Below are 20,223 nucleotides of genomic sequence, written 5' to 3'. Positions count from 1 at the left end.
TATAAAGGAGTTTCCATGTTGCCTTCAGAATCAGTCAAGTTGCTTAACAGCCAAGTGATGGATGAGTTTTTCTCTGCCAATCTGTACATGAGCATGAGCTCATGGTGCTATACCCATAGCTTTGATGGGGCGGGGTTGTTCTTGTTTGAACATGCCAGCGATGAATACGCCCATGCCACCAAGATCATCACCTATTTGAACGAAAATGAGGTGGGCGTGCAGCTCAAAGAAGTCAAGGCCCCCGAACATGCGTTTAAAAATTTGGTAGAAGTCTTTGAAAAGGCCTACAAACACGAACAGCACATCACCCATTCCATTAACACCTTGGTGGATCACATGTTGGCGCACAAAGATTACGCCACTTTCAATTTTCTGCAATGGTATGTGGCCGAACAGCACGAAGAAGAGGTGCTTTTCAAAAACATCTTAGACAAGATCAAATTGATGGGCGAGAGCGGGCATGGCTTGTATTTGGCCGATCAATACATCCGCACTTTGGCTAAGGACAAAAGCTAAACTGTTGTGCCTCCCTTGGTAAGCCTCCCAGGGGGGTTTGCTCTTAGTATTGTGCCAGCACTCCGAGCACAGATTTTTATGCAGATGTGTGTAGCCCCCTCCAAAGCCAACTAGGGGGCTCAAACAAGGATTTCTATAACCTAAATAACGCCAGCGATCTGCTCTGGCACTTCTTTGCCCCCGGACTCTTGCCCAATCAGAAGCGTTCATGGTGGATACCTTATTGTGGAGACTTGCAACAAGGATAAACCCGCATGGATTTAGAAACACGCAAGCAAAAACTCCAAACAGAGATCGCCACTTGGATTGAGGAGTGTCGCCCTCCGTGCGCATCTAGGATTTAAGGTTGCATTTAACATTTCTCACTACATTCTACAAGAACACGATGTGGGGTTTTTGTGAGCACAGTTGGTAGTGATTCTTCCTTGTTTGATAAGGGTTGCTTTGTTCCTATAGATCGTAGCTTTGTGCTACAGGGTTATAAAGCCCTTAGCAAGATCGCGGATATACAACGGCAATACAATAAGCTCGACAATGACTCTTTTTTAAATGAGCTAAGAGATAGCATGATCGCGCTGTATTTGGGTTATGATTGTATCAATACAGATAAACATGGACTGGACGCTAAAAAAGCTCAAGGTGCGGAGTTTTTAGAGATTAAACAGGTTTCTTTTTCTAGCCAAAGTTGGAGTGCCACCTTCAACGACACAACTTTGCAAAAGGCATGGGTATTTAAAGACCATCGAACGACTTTGGCTGTGGGAGTGTGGGAATCGATGGCTGAACTCCTGTTTATTGTCTATGGACGACACAAAGGCATAGGGGAATACTTAGAGCGCAAAATTGTGGAGTGCAAACAAGCCCAGAGGCGATCCACACAAACCATTAGCGTTCTAAAACTTCTTAAGGATTATGCATTCCGTATTAAACCCATTGCAGATCAGCAAAGATGCCAGAATTTACTCGAACTCAAGTATGGCGCTCGATTTAGAGACTCATTTGATGGGGCATAAGGTTTTTATGATGGATGCGCTAGATTGTTTGGCGCGACTAGAAAATGAAAGCGTGCAAACTATTTACATCGATCCCCCCTACAACACCAAGGGCGCATTTGAATACCACGATCGCCGTATAAATTATGAGAGGTGGATCGAAGAGCACTTACTGGCAGCTAGGGGCGTGCTTAAAAATCAGGGCTGTTTGTTCGTTTCCATTGATGATCACAAAATGGCGACTCTTAAACTCATTCTAGATGGCGTTTATGGCGCGCAAAATTTTTTAGGGGTCTTCATCACCAAGCAAGCTACTCGAAGCAACGCTAAACACATCAACACAATCCACGAGTATGTTTTAAGCTACGCCAAAGACAAGAGTAAAGCCCCGCGTTTTGAGAGTTTAAGGGTGCAGATGCCCATGTATCAAGCCCCCTTGCAAGCGCTCATGCGCTGTGTTAAAAGCGCTTTCAAGCAACACGGACAACACAGAGCCCAAGAAATTCTCAAACAAAACATCGCCACTCTAAGCCAGCAAAGTGCCCTGCGTTTTTTAAAGAATTATAACCTAGTGGATAGTTCAGGTGAAATCTACTTCGCTAAAGACTTATCCACGCCTAGCGCGCCTAGAGAAGTGCGTTTGACAGAAATTGGGCTTTTCTTAGCGCCTTTAAAAAATAGGGGATGGTGCAGTGATGCTAAATTCAAAGCCTTGCATGACGCAGGTAAGCTTGTGTTTAAAAACAAACGCCCCTATGAAAAACACTATCTTAAGGAATCTAAAGACAAAGTCTTAAGCGTGCTGGATTTCTACAGTCGACAGGGCACAAAAGACTTGGAAAAACTAGGTTTGCGCGGGGTGTTTAAAACCCCTAAACCCGTTGCGCTCATCAAATATCTCATCTCTTGTTGCACGCCCAAAAACTCTATCGTGTTGGATTTTTTTGCTGGCTCAGGCAGTAGCGCACAAGCGGTGCTAGAACTCAACGCACAAACAGATGCCCGGCTTTGCTTTTATCTGTGCCAAAACAAAGAGCCTATCAAAAACAACCCTTTAGCATGCGCGCGCCTAAGGGCTGAAGGTTTAGAACCCCACATCGCCAATATCATGCGCTTGCGCTTGCAACAACTAAAGGCTTCTTATAGTCTGTTTGAAGACATCTCCTAAGGTTTTTTTAGCCTTTTTGAACCCCTTATAGATGCGCGGGTTTGAGTAGAGCACCAATCTCGCTGGTGGCTTCGCTGGTTTTGTTGGCTAACTTCCCCACCTCATCAGCCACCACCGCAAAGCCTCGTCCATGCTCGCCTGCGCGCGCGCCTCAATGGCGGCGTTTAAAGCCAACAAATTAGTTTGCTTGGCGATGCCATCGATCTTAGAGATGATTTGGGCGATATTATCCAAACTCTCCTGAGTTCTGTGGTTAAATTCCTCCTCTTTGGCGTAAAACTCTGCCTGCTTTTTTTGCGCCTCGATATTGGAGAGCACGCCCACAATGCGCCTTGTATTCACCCCCTCCACTTGCTTGCTAATCCCTGTGGCTTGAAATTCGTAGGTGTAGAATTGTTGGTTGTCATGGTGCTTGAGGGTGAGCTCTAGTTTGATGGGATCGGGGGTTTTATGTGAGGCTAGACTTTTGGCGATCTGTTCTAGGGTGTTTAAAAAGAGGGGTTGACTCTCTGTAGAAAAGCAGGAGAGTAAAGACTGCAAGGAAGGGGGGTGTTGCTTACCCACCACCCTTGCGCTTAGGCGTGGGGAAAACCAACAGGTGTTATTTGCAGAGAGTAAGTTATCTTCTTGCAAGCATAGATCAAAGATGCGATCGGAGATGAGAGAGAGAGATAGAGTGAATCGTTCTACGATATTGTCTAATTCCTCCTGACTATGTATTTGCTCCTCAATGTCTTGCAAGGCTCCAGCGATGAAGATGGGATCGCCCTGGGCGTTGCGCTTGGCTAATCCAGTAGCCCGGTAATGCTTGTAAACCTCCTGTTTGGTCTTGATCCGATAGATAGCACTATAATTGGTCTTCCCGCTCTTGTCTTTGAGCGCACTCTCAAAGAGAGATAGGACACGCGTTAAATCTTCAGGGTGCACCCTTGCCATCCAAGAGTTAAGCACATTGGGAAACTCCTCTTCAGTAGAAAAGCCCAAGAGATTGCGGAGCTTATCTGACCAATAAAAGGGCGTTTCTGGTTTCATTTGCCCATCGCTAGGGTAGTGCATATACCACAGCCCATCTCCGCTCGCTTCGCACATGTTCTCAGCGATGTAGAGGCGTTGCTTGAGGGTTTCTAAATCTTTGTCTTGTTCTTGTATGCGCCTTTTACTCTCTTGTTCTTGTTCTAATTGCGCGCTTTGCTTATTAAATATTTGAGCTAGGGCTTCTAGAACCTGCTTGGCTTCAGGGCAAGGGGTGGGCAGAGCCAAGAGTGCGGAGGTGTCTAGGGGAGTTTGGCGCAAAGTAGAGGCTAAATCTTGCAAAAATAACACATAGGGTTTGCTAAACATCAAAGTCCTTTTAAAGGGGTTGATCCTAAAATTGTCGGCTATCTCTTAATTCTAACACCTTTAAGAGTAGAGGTAAGAGATTGTAGCTAGGGCGATAATAGAGATAATTAGCATGCATGGCTTGATCCACACTGTGCAATAAGTCCAAATCTAGGGGGATCGCGCTTTCGTGCAAGGCGAATAAAAAGGCTTCGATATGGAGTTTGCTCTCCTCGGGACTTAGATTTTTTCTATCCAAATCCTGTAAATATGTGTAAATATCACCCAAAGTGCAGGCGCAAAGGTCTAAGCCAAAGCGCGCATGGCTGGCTTTGGCGCGCCGATCCTCACAGCTTAGGCGTGAGAGGATAGTGGGTAAAAGCGCGTGTTTGTGCTTGGCGATGAGCACAAAGCGGGTGTGAGCGGGGGGCTCCTCTAAGATTTTTAACAAGGCGTTTTGGGCAAAGACATTGAAATGGTGCGCGGCAACGATATAGATTTTTTGCCCGGGGTAACTTAGCACACAGGTGCGCTTGATCTCTTGGGCGTGCTCTATTTTGAGTTCTTCTTCTAGGCACATTTGCACCAATAGTGGGCTTTGGGCTTGCGCCTCTAATTGCATTTTGTAGTCTAGGGCTTCTTGTTTGGGAGCATTGGCAAGAATAAGGGTGTTACTCATTGTGAACCCAACTGCCCTAACATACTCTCAAATAGCACACTCTCAAACACCCGATAGAGTTGGAGCAATTTGAGGTCTAGTAAGGGGTCTTGTGCGCTTAATAGCCCCTTCTTAGCGTCTAATAGCCACAAAAAATGCGCCTTATTAGAAATCCATTCGCTTAAATCCCCTTCTTTACCCACATACCAAAACATGTAATTGCGGTAAGTCAAATCCAAGAGATCGCCAATCACAGGCCATTCACGCGAATCTGGCAACAAGGGGGCATACCCCAATAAACCATCTACAATGGGCACAAGAGGGCGCAATTTCTTGGCGTTCAGATGCGCTAACACATAGTGTTTAAACCAAGCGCGCTCTTGATCCACGCACAGCAACACACTCCCGCCTTCTAAAATATGGCGGACACCCTTGGCAAATTCTCCCCAATCATAGGATTGGAACCATGCACGCCCCAACTTGGCATGCTGTTCTTGCAGGATTTGGCAAGCACGGCGGGCTAATTCCATTACAATTCTAGTTTGAAAGCTTTGTGCAGGGTTTTTAAGGCAAGCTCGGCTAAGGAAACCTCCACCACCACAGAGATTTTGATCTCGCTGGTGCTAATCATCAAAATATTGATATTCTCCCTAGCTAACGCTTTGAAAGCCGCGCTGGCGATCCCAGAGTGTGAGCGCATACCCACCCCCACTACAGACACCTTAGCCACTTGGCGATCGCATTCCACAGAACCAATATCGCGCACATTTTTTAACACCCGTTGGCAAATCTCGACATCTTCTTCGGGCAGAGTGAAATTGATATTGGTCTTGCCATTTTTCCCAATGGTTTGCACAATCATATCAATATTGAGATTGGCTTCGGCTAATAGCCCAAAAATTTCCCCAGCAATCCCGGGGTAATCGCACGCATCAATGATATTCACCCGCGCTTGATCCTTGTCCAAGGCGATACCGCTCACAATGGGTTTTTCCACAATTTGCTCCTCTGAGGTGATGAGAGTGCCCGGGTTATCGTTAAAAGAATTACGGGTGATCAAGGGGATATTGTATTTTTTAGCCAGCTCCACAGATCGGTTAAATAACACCTTAGCCCCCATAGAAGCCAACTCCAGCATTTCATCGTAACTAATTTGGGCGATCTTGCTAGCCTTGGGCACAAGGCGCGGATCGGTGGTGTAAATGCCATCTACATCGGTGTAAATCTCACACAAGTGGGCGCGCAACGCTCCAGCCAGCGCGACCGCGCTCAAATCGCTCCCCCCTCGCCCCAAGGTGGTGATCTCCCCACTCTTGCTAACCCCCTGAAAGCCCGCCACTACCACAATAAAATTTTGCGCCAATAAATCTTGGATACGCGCGGTGTCTATCTCTAAAATCTGCGCGCGTGTGAAGTGCATGTCGGTAAAAATCCCCGCGTCTTTGCCACTCAAAGAATACGCCTTTTGCCCCAAGGACTCCAAGGCGATCGCCAAAAGCGCGCTAGAAATCTGTTCGCCACTACTGAGCAGGCGATCCAATTCTCTGCGGTTGAGTTTGTTACCAAAGGCATGCGCGAGTTCTAGTAGATCGTCTGTGGTGTCCCCCATAGCTGAAACCACCACCACTACATCTTCAAAACGCGCCTTGCTTTGGGCTACCCTCTGGGCTACTGCTTGGATACGCGCGCAACTCCCCACGCTACTGCCCCCAAATTTTTGCACCACCAGCACTTACAAATACCCTTGTTGTCTAAAGTAGCCAATGACTTGGCGATACACTTGGCGTTTGAAGTGCACCACTCTAGAAAAGAGCTCTTTGGGTTTGACAAATTCGTAACGATCAAATTCGGGGGAGGGAGTTTGGATATTAATGGAGGTGTTACTTTTCAGGCGCACCAAAAAATAGCGTTGTTTTTGCCCATCAAAGGGGTAGAGTTTCTTAGTCATCGTGGGAGGGAAGTCATAAGTGATCCACTTGGGGTATTCTGCGATCACCTCTACAGCGTTTGTGCCGATCTCCTCTAGTAATTCGCGATACAAGGCTTTGAGTGGAGTTTCGCCCTGATCGATCCCGCCTTGAGGGAATTGCCACGCCCCCTGAATATCAATGCGTTGGGCGACAAAAAACTCGCAATCCCTAGGGTAACAAGAGGAGAGCACCACAGCAGCTACATTAGGACGATAACTCTTTTGCGTCTCCATGTGTAATCCTTTATCAGTGCCATTAAAACACCAAGCTAAGAGATTATAACACACAGGGCTAAAGTGCAGATAAAACCCCCTCCAGCCCATTTACTTTTTAAGGGTGGGGATGTATTTTGCCAACGCGTCAATATCCGCATCGCTGAGATTTTTGGCTTGGCTATGCATGATCGCCCCCGAACCATAGCGATTGAGCGAGCCGGCCTTATATCCCATCAAATCCTCTTTGATGGTGGCACTATCCAAAGTGTTCACCACATGCCCTTTCCCAAAAGCCTTTTTATCCATAGACGCCCCATGGCAACCCGCACATTTCTTCACCAACACCGCCGCATCAGCACCCCAAAGCAAACTCAAACCTGCAAGCGCACCCAAAAGCACCACTTTCTTCATAGCCAACTCCTTACCAAAATATGCCATAATGGTATTATTTCAAGGATTAAGCCATGCTTAAAACCAGCCCTCCCCCCGAAAGTCTTTACATCCACATCCCTTTTTGCCAAAGCAAATGCGGGTATTGCGCCTTTAACTCCTTTAGCGGGCTAGATGGACTCAAAGATGGCTATGTCAAGGCACTCTGTCAGGATATAAGCGCGTCCCTAAAAGGGGCATATTTGCAATCTATTTTCATCGGGGGAGGCACGCCCAATACGCTGGGCATCCAACACTACGAACAGATCTTTAATGCCATCACCAGCCACGCGCGCTTAAGCCCCGATGTGGAGATCACCCTAGAAGCCAATCCGGATTTACTCTCTTTGCAGTGGTGTGTTGCGCTTAAGAATTTTGGCATGACGCGCCTGTCCATAGGGGTGCAAAGTTTCTTAGAACCCAAGTTACGCTTTTTGCAACGCGATCATAACCCTGACAATGTTTACAAGGCTTTAGAATACGCCTCTAAAAGTGGCATCGCACATTTGAGCATTGATCTCATTTACAACACCCCCCTAGATACCCCTAAGAGTTTGGAACAAGAGGCAGCCCAGGCTTCTAACTTACCCATCGATCATCTCTCTGCCTATAGTCTCACTTTAGAGGATCAAAGCAGATTAGCTCACACCCCCCTAGAGATACTGCCCCGCCTAGACACACACATGCAAGCCTGTTTGATCGCAGGGGGGTTTGTGCCCTACGAAGTGTCTAATTACGCTAGAAATTACCAATGCCTGCATAATTTAGGCTATTGGGGGGGGTTGGAATATGTGGGCTGTGGGGCGGGCGCAGTGGGGCGCGTAGGCCAAACACGCCTCTATAAACTCAAAAGTGTGCCAAGCTACACCGCCAACCCTCTATACACCCACAAGGAGCCCTTGAGCACCACGGATTTGGAGTTAGAAGCCTTGTTTTTGGGTTTGCGTTGCAATTTGGGGGTTAGCACCGATTTGCTAGCACCCCAGAAAGTCAAAACCCTGCTAGAAGAAAAAGTGTGCTATTTGGAAAGAGGGCGACTCATTGCCCAAGACTTTTTTTTGGCTGATGAGATCGCCCTATGGCTAAGCCACTAGGCACGCGCCCCTAGGTCAAAAGGCGCAAGATATTTTGCTGGACGGTGTTGGCCTGACTCATCGCGTAACTACCAGACTGCGCCAAGATGTTATTCTTGCTGAAATTAGCACTCTCTTGGGCGAAATCCACATCGCGGATTTGTGATTCAGCGGCTTTCACATTGACTTGGGTGATGGTGATATTGTTCACCGTGCTCACCATTTGGTTTTGCACAGAACCCAAGTCAGAGCGCACTTTATCGAGCATTTTTTGCGCCGATTCGGCAATGTCCATCACCACCATCGCGCCGCGCAAAGTGGTTACCCCAGAGCCTAAAGTGAGATTTTCAGCCGCAAGGGTTTTATTGTAATTAGCCCCAGAAGCTGAACGCACCGCTTGGTTAAACTCCCCAAGCACATCTCTAAGGTTAACCGTGGTGCTAGCGGGCGCACCCTTAGCAAACCCGATAGCCGCATAGCCAGCAGACGCGCTCACATTAGCCCCAGAAACCACCAAAATATCCCTAGCGTCTTGTCTGACTAGAGAAAGCCGCCCGAAGTTCAAAGACCCCTGAGTGATATTTTGCCCCCCATCCAAAGTGTCTAAAGCCAAGCCCTGCGCGTCCACATTACTAGATTTCGCTTTGATATCGATCCCACGCCCATCAATACTGCGTAGATTCAAGCGTCCCACAGAGTCGGTATAGGCTTCTACGCCAGTTTGGGCGGTAACCGCGTTTAAAGCAGCCACCAAACGCCCATCGCTGTCGTTTTTCTTGATTCCAAGAATGTTGCCGATCTGAACCCCATTCACCACCAAACCACTCAAGCTCCCAGATTTGATCGCGGTGTCAGAAGTGGTGATGACATTGGCGTTGGCGCGCACCCCAGTCGCGTTAGAGTTTTTATTAATAACCTCTGCCAATACGCCAAGCCCTGTGCCCGCGCTTGTGGAGATTTTCACACTCTCCAAAGACACATCATGCACCCCATCCACTTGCTTAAAGGTCAAAGCCACCTCACCGGCTGCGGTGATATTCTTTCCGGTTACAATCTTGACTTGACCGATCTTATCAGAAGTGGCCGCACCGATGCTCGCCTTGATGGTCTCGTTGGAATACGCCCCCACTTGGAACTCTTTATTAGAAAACATCCCAGATAACAATGTCTGTCCGTTATAGGAAGTCGTGGTCCCGATGTTATCCAAGCTTTGGATCAAGCGGATGATGTCCGCCTGAAGTGCTTTTCTAGATTGGGCGTTTTGCCCGTCCTGTGCGGCTTGCGTGGCTTTCACCTTGATCGTGTCTAGGATTTTGATCTGCTCGTCCATCGCCTTGTCTGCGATTTGGATAATCCCCATACCATCGTTGGTGTTGGCGATCGCCTGCCCCAAACTTTTAGCTTGCGAACGCAAGGAATCCGCGATAGTCATCCCTGACGCGTCATCGGCAGCCTTATTGATTCGCAAACCCGAACTCAAGCGTTCAAGCGACTCGCGCAAATCGCGCTGGGTAACTAGACCCACGGCGTGGGCGTTTAACGCATTGATATTCGTATTAACCTGAAATGCCATAATAACTCCTTGTTAATCTAACCTAAAGCGTCCCTGCTTTGGTGTTCCTATATCGGTTATAATTCAAAATTATAAACCCCCACACTAGGCGAAAGCCCCGCAACGCATCAATTTTTCATAGCGCAATGCCAAAAAATCCTGCGCCTGAATCAAGGGAAGTTGGTTAAGAAAGTAGTTTTTAATCGCCAAGCTGGCTTCTAATTTATCACGATGCGCCCCTCTTTGGGGCTCTAAGATAATGTCATCAATGAGTTTAGCCTGCTTGAGATCATTGGGAGTGATTTTCATAGCCTTGATCGCCACCTCTGCCTTACTAGGATCGTTCCACAAAATAGCCGCACACCCCTCTGGGGAAATCACGCTAAAGACAGAATATTCCATCATCGCCAAGCGATCCGCCACGGCAATCGCCAGCGCTCCCCCGCTACCTCCCTCGCCAATGATAATAGAGATAGTGGGCACTTTGAGCACGGCGAACTCTTGCAAATTCCTAGCGATCGCCTCGCTCTGCCCCCTCTCCTCAGCTCCGATCCCCGGGTAAGCCCCAGCGGTGTCCACTAACATCAAAATGGGTAAATTGAATTTTTCGGCAAATTTTGCGCTTTTCAGGGCTTTCCTATAACCCTCTGGATTGGGCATGCCAAAGTTGCGCCTGAGTTTATTCTTAGTGCCTCGCCCCTTTTCCTCTGCGATCACCACCACAGCCACTCCGCCGATCTTGCCAATAAAACTCACAATCGCCTTATCATCGCTGAAATGGCGATCCCCAAACATCTCATAGCGGTCTTCTAAAATCAACTCTATATAATCCATCGCGTAGGGGCGATCGGGGTGGCGGGCAAGTTGGAGGCGTTGGTAGTCTGTCAGGTTAGCATACACGCTCTTAATTTCTTTGCTCAGGCGCTTCTCTAAAATGTCCTGTGCGTCTGTGTCGCCCCTAATAGAAGCCATTTCAATGTCATCTTGAATCCCCTTGATGCGATTCTCAAAATCTAAGTAAACTGCCACACTTAAACCTAAAGGGCTTTAAAAACCACCACTGCGTTGGTGCCTCCAAAGCCAAAGGAGTTACTCATGACTGCCTGCAATTTAGAGGGACGCGCCTCATTAGGGATATAATCCAAATCACAACCCGGGTCCTTAACTTCTTGGTTGATGGTAGGGGGCATCACCCCCCTTTGGAGTGCCATTAAAGAGATGACCGCTTCAATCGCTCCAGCTGCGCCTAAGCAATGCCCGATCTGCCCCTTAGTGGAGCTCACCGGGGGGACATTCTCTTTACCATTGAAGACATTTTTAAGCGCGATCGTCTCGTAAAGATCATTATAACTGGTGCTAGTGCCATGCGCGTTGATATAGCCCACCTTTGCGCCATGCTCGCTAGCCATCTGCAAGGCATAGCGCATGGCACGATAAGCCCCCTCGCCATTGGGTGCTGGTGCGGTGATGTGGCTGGCATCCCCACTCTCCCCATAGCCCACCAACTCCGCGACTATCTGCGCTCCGCGCCCTTTAGCGCTTTCATATTCCTCTAAGATTAGCGCCCCAGCCCCCTCGCCCATCACAAAACCATTGCGCTCTTTATCAAAAGGTCTAGACGCTTTGAGGGGCTCTTCATTGCGGTTAGACAGAGCGCGGATAGAAGCAAAGCCTCCAATCCCCACAGGGCAAATCGTGGACTCCGCGCCCACTACCAACATGCGATCGGCACCGCCTAAGAGAATGGTTTTGTGCGCCTCAATGATGGCATGCGTGCCAGCCGCGCAGGCGGTTACGCTAGAAATATTGGGACCCTTAATGCCATATTCAATGGACACAAACCCCCCGATCATATTCACCAAAGCGGAAGTGATGAAGAAAGGGTTGACTTTTCTAGGACCTTTATCATAACAATAAATGGAGTTGGCTTCAATATTGCCCAAGCCCCCAATCCCAGACCCCGAACTCACCCCCATTCTCGTAGCAAACGACTCCGGGCATCTGCCCTCCACAAGGATTTGACTCTCCACCATCGCCTCTTGGCTTGCCAACAAGGCTAGTTGGATAAAACGACCTGCCTTTTTCACATCTTTGAGATTCATGACAAAAGCGGGGTCAAAATTGGTGATCTCAGCGGCGATTCGCACGGGGAACCCCGTTGTGTCAAAACAAGAAATTGTCCTAACTCCGCATTCTCCACGCACAATGGCATCAAAGGCAATCTCTTTGTTTAGACCTAGGGCGTTCACCATACCCATGCCCGTTACTACAACCCTACGCAACAACTCTCCTTTCAGTCATGCGCCAAGACGAACACGCCACTACGCTAGTTTATGCTCTTCAATAAACTTAATCACATCGCCAACGGTTTTGATTTTTTCTGCTTGATCGTCAGGAATATCAATCCCAAATTTCTCTTCTAAAGCCATGATCAGCTCCACCACATCCAACGAATCGGCGTTGAGATCTTTGATAAAATCCGCCTCCTCTGTTACCTGCGCCTCGCTCACATTCAACTGCTCCACAATCACCGCCCGAATTTCCTCAAACAACGCCATAAAATCTCCTATCCAAATTTTCCAATTAAGCCGAAATTCTAGCCTAAAATCGCTTCAACAACCTTAAATAAGGTTACTTGTGCTCCAACACATCTACGATCCGATATAGGAAGTAAATGATCACCAACAACAAAATTAAAAACACCCATTTCATCGTTTCTCCTTTAAGAGGGGTTTTTGCCTACATATACAAGCCACCATTGACTTTAAGGGTTTCCCCGGTGATGTAGCTAGCCAAATCGCTAAGCAAAAACGCCACCGCCCCCGCCACCTCTCTAGCCTCCCCTAAGCGGGCTAGGGGGATATTCTTCAAATAGCCCGCCTTAAGTTCATCACTCAGCCCGGCATTCATGTCTGTGGCGATAAAGCCCGGGGTGATACAATTAAAACGGATATTACGCAAAGCCCCCTCATAGGCAAAGGATTTACTCATGGAAATCACCCCACCCTTGCTAGCCGCGTAATTAGTCTGCCCTAAATTCCCTCTCTCAGCGATCACGGAGGAGAGATTCACCACGCTCCCAAACTTCTGTTTGCCCATCACTCTCAAGGCTTCGCGACAGCCCACAAAAACCGACTTCAAGTTAGTTTCTAGCACATGCGTAAACTCTTCAGTTTTCATGCGCACAGCCAGCCTGTCTAACACAATTCCGGCATTATTCACCAAATAGCTCAAACCCCCATCGCTCTCCACAATGAGCCTTATCCCCTCCACAAACTCCTCTTCACTGGTAACATCAAACTTAAGCAAAGCCGCACGCCCCCCCAAGTTTTCAATGTCCTCTTTTAGGGCGTCTGCGCCCTTGTGATCATTGCGGTAGTTGATCCACACCTTCAGGGGTTGATCGTCTTTATTACGGTAACGCCCCAACAAAAGAGCGACAGCGCGCCCAATCCCGCGATTGGCTCCGGTTACCAGCACATTATGCCCGCTAAATTCCACAAAGACCCCCTACAGCTTGGATTCATAACGCCTTAGCATATACAGGCGTTTTAAGATTTTCTTCTTGGCGTTGATCTTCTGCTTTTTGCGCTTTTCGGTTTTAGACTCAAAAAAACGCCGCGCACGGCATTCTGTCACGATCAAATTGCGATCGGTTTGCTTCCTAAAACGCCGATAAGCCTCATCAAAACTATCGCTCTCTCTAACCTTAATCCCGGGCATGCCATCACCTACTTTCTTGCTGATTTGCCTCATCTTAACAAGTTTTTGTAAAATTTAACCTAAAACTGCGCAAATTTTGTTATAATGGGCGTTTCGGGTGCTCATAGCTCAGCTGAATAGAGCAACAGGTTGCGGTCCTGTAGGTCGGGGGTTTGAATCCCTCTGAGCACACCACTTCTAATACCCTTGATCGATCATCGCATCAGCGACTTTTCTAAACCCAGCGATATTAGACCCTAAGACTAGGTTTGTGGGATCGCCAAACTCCTGTGCAGTTTGGGCACTGTTTTCAAAAATTTCTTTCATAATAGTGCGTAATTGGCGATCCACCACTTCAAAACTCCAAGGGTTCATGCTCGCGTTCTGCGCCATCTCCAACCCGCTCACAGCCACCCCGCCCGCATTAGCCGCCTTGCCCGGACCATAGCAAATCTTAGCCTGCAAAAACATTTCTGCAGCCTGGGTGCTAGAGGGCATGTTAGCCCCCTCCACCACGCATTTACAGCCATTGTTTAGCAGGGTTTGCGCGTCTGTAAGGCTAAGTTCATTTTGGGTTGCGCTAGGAAAAGCCGCAAAGCAGGGCACACTCCACACCCCATTAGTGCCACTCCTGTAGTCTTTAGCGGCGGTGTATTGCGCGTTGCGCTTGTGTTGTGCGTATTCCTCTATGCGCCCCCCGCGCACCTCTTTAATCTCTTTGAGCAAGTCTAAATCGATTCCCTCAGAATCATAAACCATGCCCTTTGAATCGCTAGCTGTTACAGGGAGTGCGCCCACTTCGTAGAGTTTTTCAATGGTGTAAATCGCCACATTCCCACTCCCAGAAACGCTACACACCTTGCCAACCAAGTCTTCTTTTCTAGCCCCCAGCATTTCTTGGGCGAAGTAAACACAGCCATAACCAGTCGCCTCCTTTCTAACCAAACTCCCCCCCCAATCTAAGCCCTTGCCCGTCAACACCCCATCAAAGCGATTCACCAATTTTTTATAGCGCCCAAAGAGGTAGCCAATCTCACGCGCTCCCACCCCAATATCCCCGGCGGGCACATCGGTTAGCGCGCCGATGTGGCGGTAGAGTTCGTCCATAAAAGCTTGGCAAAAACGCATGATCTCTGCATCGCTCTTGCCCTTGGGGTCAAAATCGCTCCCCCCCTTAGCCCCGCCCATGTTAAGAGTGGTGAGGGCGTTTTTAAAAATCTGCTCAAAACCTAAAAACTTGATAATGCTTTCATTCACACTGGGGTGAAACCTCAAGCCTCCCTTATAAGGTCCAATGGCGGCGTTAAATTCGATTCGACAACCCCGATTGACTTGGATCTTCCCCGCATCGTCCATCCACGCCACACGGAAAAAAATCTCGCGATCGGGCTCGACTAAGCGTTCTAAAATGGCGTGTTTTTGGTAGATAGGGTCTTTGAGCACAGGAGCTAGAGAGTGCAACAACTCGGTAACGGCTTGGTGAAACTCGCGTTGGTGTGGGTAGGTTTTTTTGATCCCCTCTAAAATTTGGGTGGCATACATGAGCGTCCTTTAAAAGTAATAATGTTATGTTACAAGAAAACCCTTAATGGAATGTCATGGACGCTTACCAATACAGCGAGTTACTCAAGGACTTAGAGAGCAAGTGCCAAAATATCGCCCAAATCATCAAGCCAGAAAGTTTGCAGGACGCGCTCGTTTCTTTGGAACGCGAACAAGCCAATCCCCTCTTTTGGCAGGATAAAGAACGCGCCGCCTCTAAAAACCAAGAGAAGGTCAAAATAGAACGGCTTTTAGCCACTTACCAGAGCGCGAAAAATGCCCTAGATGAAGCGCGCGAACTCTTTGAATTAGTGCAAGATGAGGATCCGGACACCTTGAGTCAACTCTTTGAAGACGCGCCCCATTTGCAAGCGCGTGTGCAGAGTTTGGAGGTGGGGGTGATGTTGGCTAACGCCCATGACGGGCGCGATGCGCTTGTGAGTATCCAGCCGGGTGTTGGGGGGGTGGAGAGCCAAGATTGGGGGAGCATGCTCTATCGCATGTATTTGCGTTGGGCAGAACGCAAGGGCTTTAAGGTGGAGTTACTAGATTACCAAGAGGGCGAGGAGGCAGGCATTAAGGGCGTGGCTTTTATCATTAGAGGAGTCAATGTATATGGCTACATGAAAAATGAAAATGGGGTGCACCGCCTTGTGCGCATGTCCCCCTTTAATGCCAATGGCAAAAGACATACCAGCTTTGCTAGCGTTCAGGTGAGTCCAGAAGTGGATGATGACATTGATATTGTGATTGAGGATAAAGATATTAGAATTGATACCTACCGCGCCAGCGGGGCAGGCGGGCAACATGTCAATAAGACCGAATCGGCTATCCGCATCACGCATTTTGCCACCGGCATTGTGGTGCAATGCCAAAACGATCGCAGCCAACACAAAAATAAAGCGATGGCTCTTAAAATGCTCAAATCCCGCCTCTATGAATTAGAGCTACACAAACAAAGAGAACAAAATAGCGCAGAGGAAAAAAGCGAAATTGGCTGGGGACACCAGATTAGAAGTTATGTGCTAGCCCCCTACCAGCAGATTAAGGATGCGCGCTCTGAGATCGCCTATAGCAATGTGGAGGCGATCTTAGATGGGGATTTGGACGCGATGATGGAAGCCGTGCTCGTCTCTAAGGCGCAATAAGCTAGACGCAAAAGTGTTTAGCTATAATTCAGCCCAAATTCAAGGAGAGTGAATGACGCAAGAAGAATTAGATGCCTTGATCAACGCGGGGGGCTTGGAAGCGATGGAGCCCTTGGACAAGGAGGCAGAACGCAACGAAATGGCGCACCCTAAGGAGGAAAAAGAAAAGACTTGGGATGATGCTTACGAACACTATAGGGTAGATCAAAAAATGGCAGAAAAATACGGCAAGGTGGATTCTGAGGAATGGCCTCCCCCCCCTCCCACTGAAGAGCACAAGGTGGTGCACCAGCTAGATGATGTTACGCGCGATTCGGAGGTTAAAGCCACCCAAGTGTTCGACCAACTGGACTACATTAGCGCGAGTTCGGAAAATATCGCCAAGATACTCAAGCAGATCAAAGCCCCCTTGCAAAAGCATTTAGAAATTTTTGAAACCCTAGCGCAAGCCTTTCCCTTGATTCGCACTTTCCAAACTTCCCTAGAGGAAACCCAAGAAATTTTAAAGGGGATCGATCGAATCCAAGAGAGCGCAGAGGGGTGTTTAGATAGCGCGATGCAGGCAATGGACATCATGCAATTTCAAGACATCCACCGCCAAAAGATCGAACGGGTGATCAATGTCATGCGCGCCCTCACGCAGTATATGAACTCTCTGTTTGAGGGCAATATTGAGGATTCCAAGCGCGTGAGTTCTGCCTCTTACATCATTGGTGATGATAGCGAGAGTGTAGCCAGTGAAAGCGACATTGAGGCATTAATCGCGGCTTTTGGGAAGAAGTAACCCCCTTGTATGCCTGTAGAATTGCTAGCCCCCGCAGGGAATTTACATAAGCTCAAAATCGCCCTAGATTATGGCGCAGATGCGCTCTATGGGGGCTTAGGGCAGTTTTCTCTGCGCAGTCGCGCCTCTAAAAATTTTGATTTAGAGAGTTTTAAACAAGGGGTGGAGCTCACCCACGCGCGGGGTAAGAAATTTTACGCCACGCTGAACGCCTTCCCTTTTAATTCCCAAATCAAACTTTTAGAAGAGCATTTATACAAACTTGCCGATTGCAAGGTGGACGCGCTCATCATCGCTACAATTGGTGTGCTCAAACTGGCTCAAAAACTCACCCCCCACATTCCTATCCATCTCTCCACCCAAGCCAATGTGATGAATGTCTTAGACGCGCAAGCCTTTTATGAAATGGGGGTCAAGCGCATTGTAGTCGCTAGAGAGATGAGTCTAAGCGATGTGATTGAGATCAAAAAAGCCCTCCCAGATTTAGAATTAGAAATTTTTGTGCATGGGAGCATGTGTTTTGCCTTTTCGGGGCGTTGCCTCATCTCAGCCTTGCAACATGGGCGTGTGCCTAACCGGGGGAGCTGTGCCAATGATTGCCGTTTTGACTATGAATATTACATTAAAAACCCAGATACGGGCGTGATGATGCGCCTTGAAGAAGAGGAGGGCATAGGGACGCATATTCTCAATGCTAAAGATTTAAATTTGGCTAGCCATATTGGCGCGATCTTGGATAGCAAAGCCATTAGCGCGCTCAAAATTGAGGGGCGCACCAAGTCTAGCTATTATGCTGCTATCACCACTAGAACCTACCGCACCGCCATAGAGGACTATTATAACAACCAGCACCGCCCCGCGCTTTACCAAGCCGAATTAGCCACGCTTAAAAACCGCGGTTTCACGCAAGGCTATTTGATCCAGCGTCCCCACCAACGCCTAGACACCCAAAATTTTAAGAGTGCGATCAGCGAGGGGGATTTTCAAGTCAATGGGGAGGTGTTGGACAATGGGGAATACTTTCTGTGCAAATTCACCACCAAGCCCCATGTCAATTATGAAATCATCTTGCCCTACAAGGCGCATCTAGCCCCAATCCTCAATGAGATTGGCAAGATTTACACTTTTGAGGATCGCTACTATCTATGCTTGTATAAAATTCTCTTGCAAGATGGCAGGGAGTTAGAGGCTATCCATAGTGGCAACACCCACCCAGTCAAGCTCCCCGCCAAGCTCCCTGCACATAGTTTTTTGCGCACTAGGGAGGTGTCTTGATGGAATGTGCGTTGCGCCGTGTTCTGTAATCCCCAAAAAGCGAATTTTTATAGATTTTACAAAGGCAATTATGGTTACAATAACTCCATGCTAAGGTTTGTTGTTGTCTTAGCTTGTTGGCACACGCTTTTGCTAGCCCACCCCCTTGCCTCGTATTTGGACGGACCATTTTTCTCCTTTGGGATGAGTCTTGGGGGGGGGTAATTCTGTGGAGAGCGTGCGCAGTGTGCCCAGCAATAACACGCAAGAAATCCAAGCCTACCACCAAGAACTCCAAGACTACAACAACGCCATCGCCAAACTCAAGGCTAACCAAGCCCAAACCATCACCCAGCTCAAAGCCCTAGCCCAACAGCTCCAAAGCCTAAACCCCAACTCGATCGCGCTCAACACGCTTTTAGCCAAAATACAAAGCTATATCGCCAACCCTAGCGGTGATCTTAGCCAAATCACCACCAGTGTTACGGATTACCAAAACTACCTCAATAAAATCCTAACAGACTACCAAGATGCCAACCAAAACCTAGTCAACCAAGCCCAGAGCGCGCTCAAAAAATACCAGCAAGCCCTAAGCCACTCCACCAGCCAAAACCAAGTGATCTTGCAAAATGCGATCAAAACCTTTGACTCTTACAACACCCAGATCGCCCAAGTGGCTAAAGAACTAGGCATCCCCTACACCCCCCTAGCTCTCCCCCCGATCTTGCAGGGCAATATCTCTAGCTTAACGCCCGCGCAGGTGAGCCAAGCGATCGCCACCCTCAGCGGGGATATTAGCCATATGATTTCTGTGGTGAGCGGGGATATTCAAGGATTAAGCAAGGCTAACCAAAAGATCGCCATTGAAAACGCCAACAAGCTCTCCACCCTCACCAATGATAAAACCACTGCCATTAGCCAAGCCCTTAGCCAAATTACCGGCTTAACACAGATTGTAGGGCGCGCTTTCCATAACCAGTGGGTGCGCTATGCGGATGGAAAAACCTTTTTTTTAAATAATGGCACGACTGGTAAATCATTCATCAACGCGGGCGACACCTGCGTGTTTGATATTATCATCAATAACCAAGCGAGTAGTATCAACAATTGTGGTTATGAAGGGGGGACAACGAGCCTCTTAGCCAAATTTCAAAAAGCCACAGCCAAATATGGCTTCACCCCCAAGAGATTTGGAATACCCTCTTTAATGTAGCAGAGCTCCAAAAAAATGTCTATATTGGTCCTTCTAACTGCGCTTATGGGGGCTGTGTCCATGAAAGCGTGAGCGTAAGCTCCCAAACAGCCATGAAAGGCATGGAGAGTTTTTTTAACTTCATGGATGGCTATGTGGGAAATGCCAATTTTGTGGGCAATTTTGCCAATTCCAGCCTCTATAACACTTTAAGCCAAGCTTTAAATAAGGGAGATTTCACCACCGCGACTAATTTTGTGGACGCGTATGTCAACACCTTTGTGCCCGACATGCTCCAAACCTTTGTGCTCAACCCGGTGTGGTTTATGAGCGTGGTACCCGGAGCGCATAGCCACAATGGTCCCCCTGCCACCCCTTCGGCTTCTGACAAGCAAGAGGTCTTAAAGAATTGGAAGAGTCCCAATGTGAAATACTGCTACGATTCACCAGCCATAGGTTTGGATTTTTCGGAAGGCTATGCGGTGTGCGGGTATAACTGGTGGGCACAAGCGATGTTTATGGGTTATTTTGGGTATTTGAGTAACCAAACTAGCGGGGTTACCAACATCTTACAAGCCCAACTCACCCCCACAACAAGCGCGATTACCAGCGCACAGAGCGCTACTAACGCCCTTAGCAGTTACAAACCCCAACAAACCTACCCCATCCCCCCCACCGCCTCCATCCCCAACAACACCCCCACCTCTG

At 48.2% G+C, this 20,223-nt stretch carries 20 protein-coding genes, 1 tRNA gene and 3 pseudogenes; 10 read left to right on the top strand and 14 right to left on the bottom strand.

Annotated features, from left to right (window positions below):
• Window positions 1-15 precede the first annotated feature (15 nt).
• The 3 genes from EAO33_RS01110 to EAO33_RS01100 all read left to right on the top strand — a co-directional run bounded on the left by EAO33_RS01110 (window position 16) and on the right by EAO33_RS01100 (window position 2,676).
• Complete coding sequence (locus EAO33_RS01110; RefSeq protein ID WP_120944182.1) at window positions 16-516, top strand: ferritin; 501 nt, start codon at window positions 16-18, stop codon at window positions 514-516.
• 398 nt (window positions 517-914) lie between these two features.
• Complete coding sequence (locus tag EAO33_RS01105; RefSeq protein ID WP_120944180.1) at window positions 915-1,529, top strand: hypothetical protein; 615 nt, start codon at window positions 915-917, stop codon at window positions 1,527-1,529.
• Between the two features lie 10 nt (window positions 1,530-1,539).
• Window positions 1,540-2,676: a DNA methyltransferase gene (locus EAO33_RS01100; RefSeq protein WP_407920451.1), complete on the top strand. Its 1,137-nt coding sequence runs from the start codon at window positions 1,540-1,542 to the stop codon at window positions 2,674-2,676.
• A gap of 40 nt (window positions 2,677-2,716) precedes the next feature.
• Here EAO33_RS01100 and EAO33_RS09305 read toward each other — a convergent pair.
• The 7 genes and pseudogenes from EAO33_RS09305 to EAO33_RS01070 all read right to left on the bottom strand — a co-directional run.
• A pseudogene (locus EAO33_RS09305) lies at window positions 2,717-2,937 on the bottom strand (methyl-accepting chemotaxis protein); the annotation flags it as partial.
• Between the two features lie 540 nt (window positions 2,938-3,477).
• A pseudogene (locus EAO33_RS09300) lies at window positions 3,478-3,708 on the bottom strand (PAS domain-containing protein); the annotation flags it as partial.
• A 334-nt stretch (window positions 3,709-4,042) separates the two neighbouring features.
• Complete coding sequence (locus EAO33_RS01090) at window positions 4,043-4,675, bottom strand: DNA polymerase III subunit delta' (protein WP_120944176.1); 633 nt, start codon at window positions 4,673-4,675, stop codon at window positions 4,043-4,045.
• Window positions 4,672-5,184 (bottom strand): HobA family DNA replication regulator, encoded by a 513-nt coding sequence (locus EAO33_RS01085; RefSeq protein WP_120944174.1) that lies wholly within the window; start codon window positions 5,182-5,184, stop codon window positions 4,672-4,674. The genes EAO33_RS01090 and EAO33_RS01085 overlap by 4 nt, the downstream gene beginning before the upstream one ends.
• Complete coding sequence (locus tag EAO33_RS01080; protein ID WP_120944172.1) at window positions 5,184-6,386, bottom strand: aspartate kinase; 1,203 nt, start codon at window positions 6,384-6,386, stop codon at window positions 5,184-5,186. Before EAO33_RS01080 ends, EAO33_RS01085 begins: the two co-directional genes overlap by 1 nt.
• A complete protein-coding gene (locus EAO33_RS01075; RefSeq protein ID WP_120944170.1) occupies window positions 6,387-6,857 on the bottom strand; it encodes an RNA pyrophosphohydrolase in 471 nt (156 codons plus the stop codon). It lies immediately after the preceding gene.
• 90 nt (window positions 6,858-6,947) lie between these two features.
• Window positions 6,948-7,250: a c-type cytochrome gene (locus EAO33_RS01070; protein ID WP_120944168.1), complete on the bottom strand. Its 303-nt coding sequence runs from the start codon at window positions 7,248-7,250 to the stop codon at window positions 6,948-6,950.
• A 53-nt stretch (window positions 7,251-7,303) separates the two neighbouring features.
• On the opposite strand from EAO33_RS01070, the gene hemW reads away from it, so the two are divergent.
• Window positions 7,304-8,362, top strand: a complete 1,059-nt coding sequence (gene hemW / locus EAO33_RS01065) for a radical SAM family heme chaperone HemW (protein ID WP_120944166.1) — start codon at window positions 7,304-7,306, stop codon at window positions 8,360-8,362.
• Between the two features lie 10 nt (window positions 8,363-8,372).
• Here the strand turns inward: hemW and EAO33_RS01060 are convergent, their stop codons facing one another.
• From EAO33_RS01060 to rpsU, 6 genes are all read right to left on the bottom strand, one after another.
• Complete coding sequence (locus EAO33_RS01060) at window positions 8,373-9,914, bottom strand: flagellin A (protein WP_120944163.1); 1,542 nt, start codon at window positions 9,912-9,914, stop codon at window positions 8,373-8,375.
• An 84-nt stretch (window positions 9,915-9,998) separates the two neighbouring features.
• Window positions 9,999-10,922: an acetyl-CoA carboxylase carboxyl transferase subunit alpha gene (accA, locus tag EAO33_RS01055; RefSeq protein WP_120944161.1), complete on the bottom strand. Its 924-nt coding sequence runs from the start codon at window positions 10,920-10,922 to the stop codon at window positions 9,999-10,001.
• 8 nt (window positions 10,923-10,930) lie between these two features.
• On the bottom strand, window positions 10,931-12,175 hold the full coding sequence (locus EAO33_RS01050; RefSeq protein ID WP_120944159.1) for a beta-ketoacyl-ACP synthase II: 1,245 nt from the start codon (window positions 12,173-12,175) through the stop codon (window positions 10,931-10,933).
• A 39-nt stretch (window positions 12,176-12,214) separates the two neighbouring features.
• Window positions 12,215-12,451, bottom strand: coding sequence for an acyl carrier protein (gene acpP, locus EAO33_RS01045; RefSeq protein ID WP_120944156.1), 237 nt, complete (start codon window positions 12,449-12,451; stop codon window positions 12,215-12,217).
• A gap of 181 nt (window positions 12,452-12,632) precedes the next feature.
• Window positions 12,633-13,394, bottom strand: coding sequence for a 3-oxoacyl-ACP reductase FabG (gene fabG, locus EAO33_RS01040; RefSeq protein WP_120944154.1), 762 nt, complete (start codon window positions 13,392-13,394; stop codon window positions 12,633-12,635).
• 9 nt (window positions 13,395-13,403) lie between these two features.
• Window positions 13,404-13,616 carry a 30S ribosomal protein S21 gene (rpsU, locus tag EAO33_RS01035; RefSeq protein ID WP_120944152.1) on the bottom strand — a complete coding sequence of 71 codons (213 nt, stop codon included), beginning with the start codon at window positions 13,614-13,616 and terminating at the stop codon, window positions 13,404-13,406.
• Between the two features lie 97 nt (window positions 13,617-13,713).
• Between rpsU and EAO33_RS01030 the strand changes: the two genes are divergently transcribed.
• Window positions 13,714-13,790 (top strand) — tRNA-Arg (locus EAO33_RS01030).
• 3 nt (window positions 13,791-13,793) lie between these two features.
• Here EAO33_RS01030 and gdhA read toward each other — a convergent pair.
• Window positions 13,794-15,137 (bottom strand): NADP-specific glutamate dehydrogenase, encoded by a 1,344-nt coding sequence (gene gdhA / locus EAO33_RS01025; RefSeq protein WP_120944150.1) that lies wholly within the window; start codon window positions 15,135-15,137, stop codon window positions 13,794-13,796.
• Window positions 15,138-15,193: 56 nt separating this feature from the next.
• On the opposite strand from gdhA, the gene prfB reads away from it, so the two are divergent.
• The 5 genes and pseudogenes from prfB to EAO33_RS09690 all read left to right on the top strand — a co-directional run.
• Window positions 15,194-16,285 (top strand): peptide chain release factor 2, encoded by a 1,092-nt coding sequence (prfB, locus tag EAO33_RS01020; RefSeq protein WP_120944148.1) that lies wholly within the window; start codon window positions 15,194-15,196, stop codon window positions 16,283-16,285.
• A 52-nt stretch (window positions 16,286-16,337) separates the two neighbouring features.
• Entirely contained in the window at window positions 16,338-17,069 is a 732-nt protein-coding gene (gene cheZ, locus EAO33_RS01015; protein ID WP_120944146.1) for a protein phosphatase CheZ, read from the top strand.
• A 9-nt stretch (window positions 17,070-17,078) separates the two neighbouring features.
• On the top strand, window positions 17,079-18,344 hold the full coding sequence (locus EAO33_RS01010) for a peptidase U32 family protein (protein ID WP_120944144.1): 1,266 nt from the start codon (window positions 17,079-17,081) through the stop codon (window positions 18,342-18,344).
• 190 nt (window positions 18,345-18,534) lie between these two features.
• Window positions 18,535-19,536 carry a hypothetical protein gene (locus tag EAO33_RS01000; RefSeq protein WP_120944140.1) on the top strand — a complete coding sequence of 334 codons (1,002 nt, stop codon included), beginning with the start codon at window positions 18,535-18,537 and terminating at the stop codon, window positions 19,534-19,536.
• A gap of 101 nt (window positions 19,537-19,637) precedes the next feature.
• A pseudogene (locus tag EAO33_RS09690) lies at window positions 19,638-20,223 on the top strand (outer membrane beta-barrel protein); the annotation flags it as partial.

Origin of the sequence: Helicobacter labacensis (assembly GCF_003660285.1) — a bacterium.
Classification (GTDB): domain Bacteria; phylum Campylobacterota; class Campylobacteria; order Campylobacterales; family Helicobacteraceae; genus Helicobacter; species Helicobacter labacensis.
Note: the sequence above shows the minus strand (reverse complement) of the source record. Positions and strands in the feature narration are given on the sequence as shown.

Coding starts and splice junctions, on each gene's coding strand:
- EAO33_RS01110 (WP_120944182.1), top strand. CDS start 16: ATGTTGCCTTCAGAATCAGTCAAGTTGCTTAACAGCCAAGTGATGGAT.
- EAO33_RS01100 (WP_407920451.1), top strand. CDS start 1,540: ATGGATGCGCTAGATTGTTTGGCGCGACTAGAAAATGAAAGCGTGCAA.
- EAO33_RS01090 (WP_120944176.1), bottom strand. CDS start 4,675: ATGAGTAACACCCTTATTCTTGCCAATGCTCCCAAACAAGAAGCCCTA.
- EAO33_RS01085 (WP_120944174.1), bottom strand. CDS start 5,184: ATGGAATTAGCCCGCCGTGCTTGCCAAATCCTGCAAGAACAGCATGCC.
- EAO33_RS01075 (WP_120944170.1), bottom strand. CDS start 6,857: ATGGAGACGCAAAAGAGTTATCGTCCTAATGTAGCTGCTGTGGTGCTC.
- EAO33_RS01070 (WP_120944168.1), bottom strand. CDS start 7,250: ATGAAGAAAGTGGTGCTTTTGGGTGCGCTTGCAGGTTTGAGTTTGCTT.
- hemW (WP_120944166.1), top strand. CDS start 7,304: ATGCTTAAAACCAGCCCTCCCCCCGAAAGTCTTTACATCCACATCCCT.
- EAO33_RS01060 (WP_120944163.1), bottom strand. CDS start 9,914: ATGGCATTTCAGGTTAATACGAATATCAATGCGTTAAACGCCCACGCC.
- acpP (WP_120944156.1), bottom strand. CDS start 12,451: ATGGCGTTGTTTGAGGAAATTCGGGCGGTGATTGTGGAGCAGTTGAAT.
- rpsU (WP_120944152.1), bottom strand. CDS start 13,616: ATGCCCGGGATTAAGGTTAGAGAGAGCGATAGTTTTGATGAGGCTTAT.
- gdhA (WP_120944150.1), bottom strand. CDS start 15,137: ATGTATGCCACCCAAATTTTAGAGGGGATCAAAAAAACCTACCCACAC.
- prfB (WP_120944148.1), top strand. CDS start 15,194: ATGGACGCTTACCAATACAGCGAGTTACTCAAGGACTTAGAGAGCAAG.
- cheZ (WP_120944146.1), top strand. CDS start 16,338: ATGACGCAAGAAGAATTAGATGCCTTGATCAACGCGGGGGGCTTGGAA.
- EAO33_RS01010 (WP_120944144.1), top strand. CDS start 17,079: ATGCCTGTAGAATTGCTAGCCCCCGCAGGGAATTTACATAAGCTCAAA.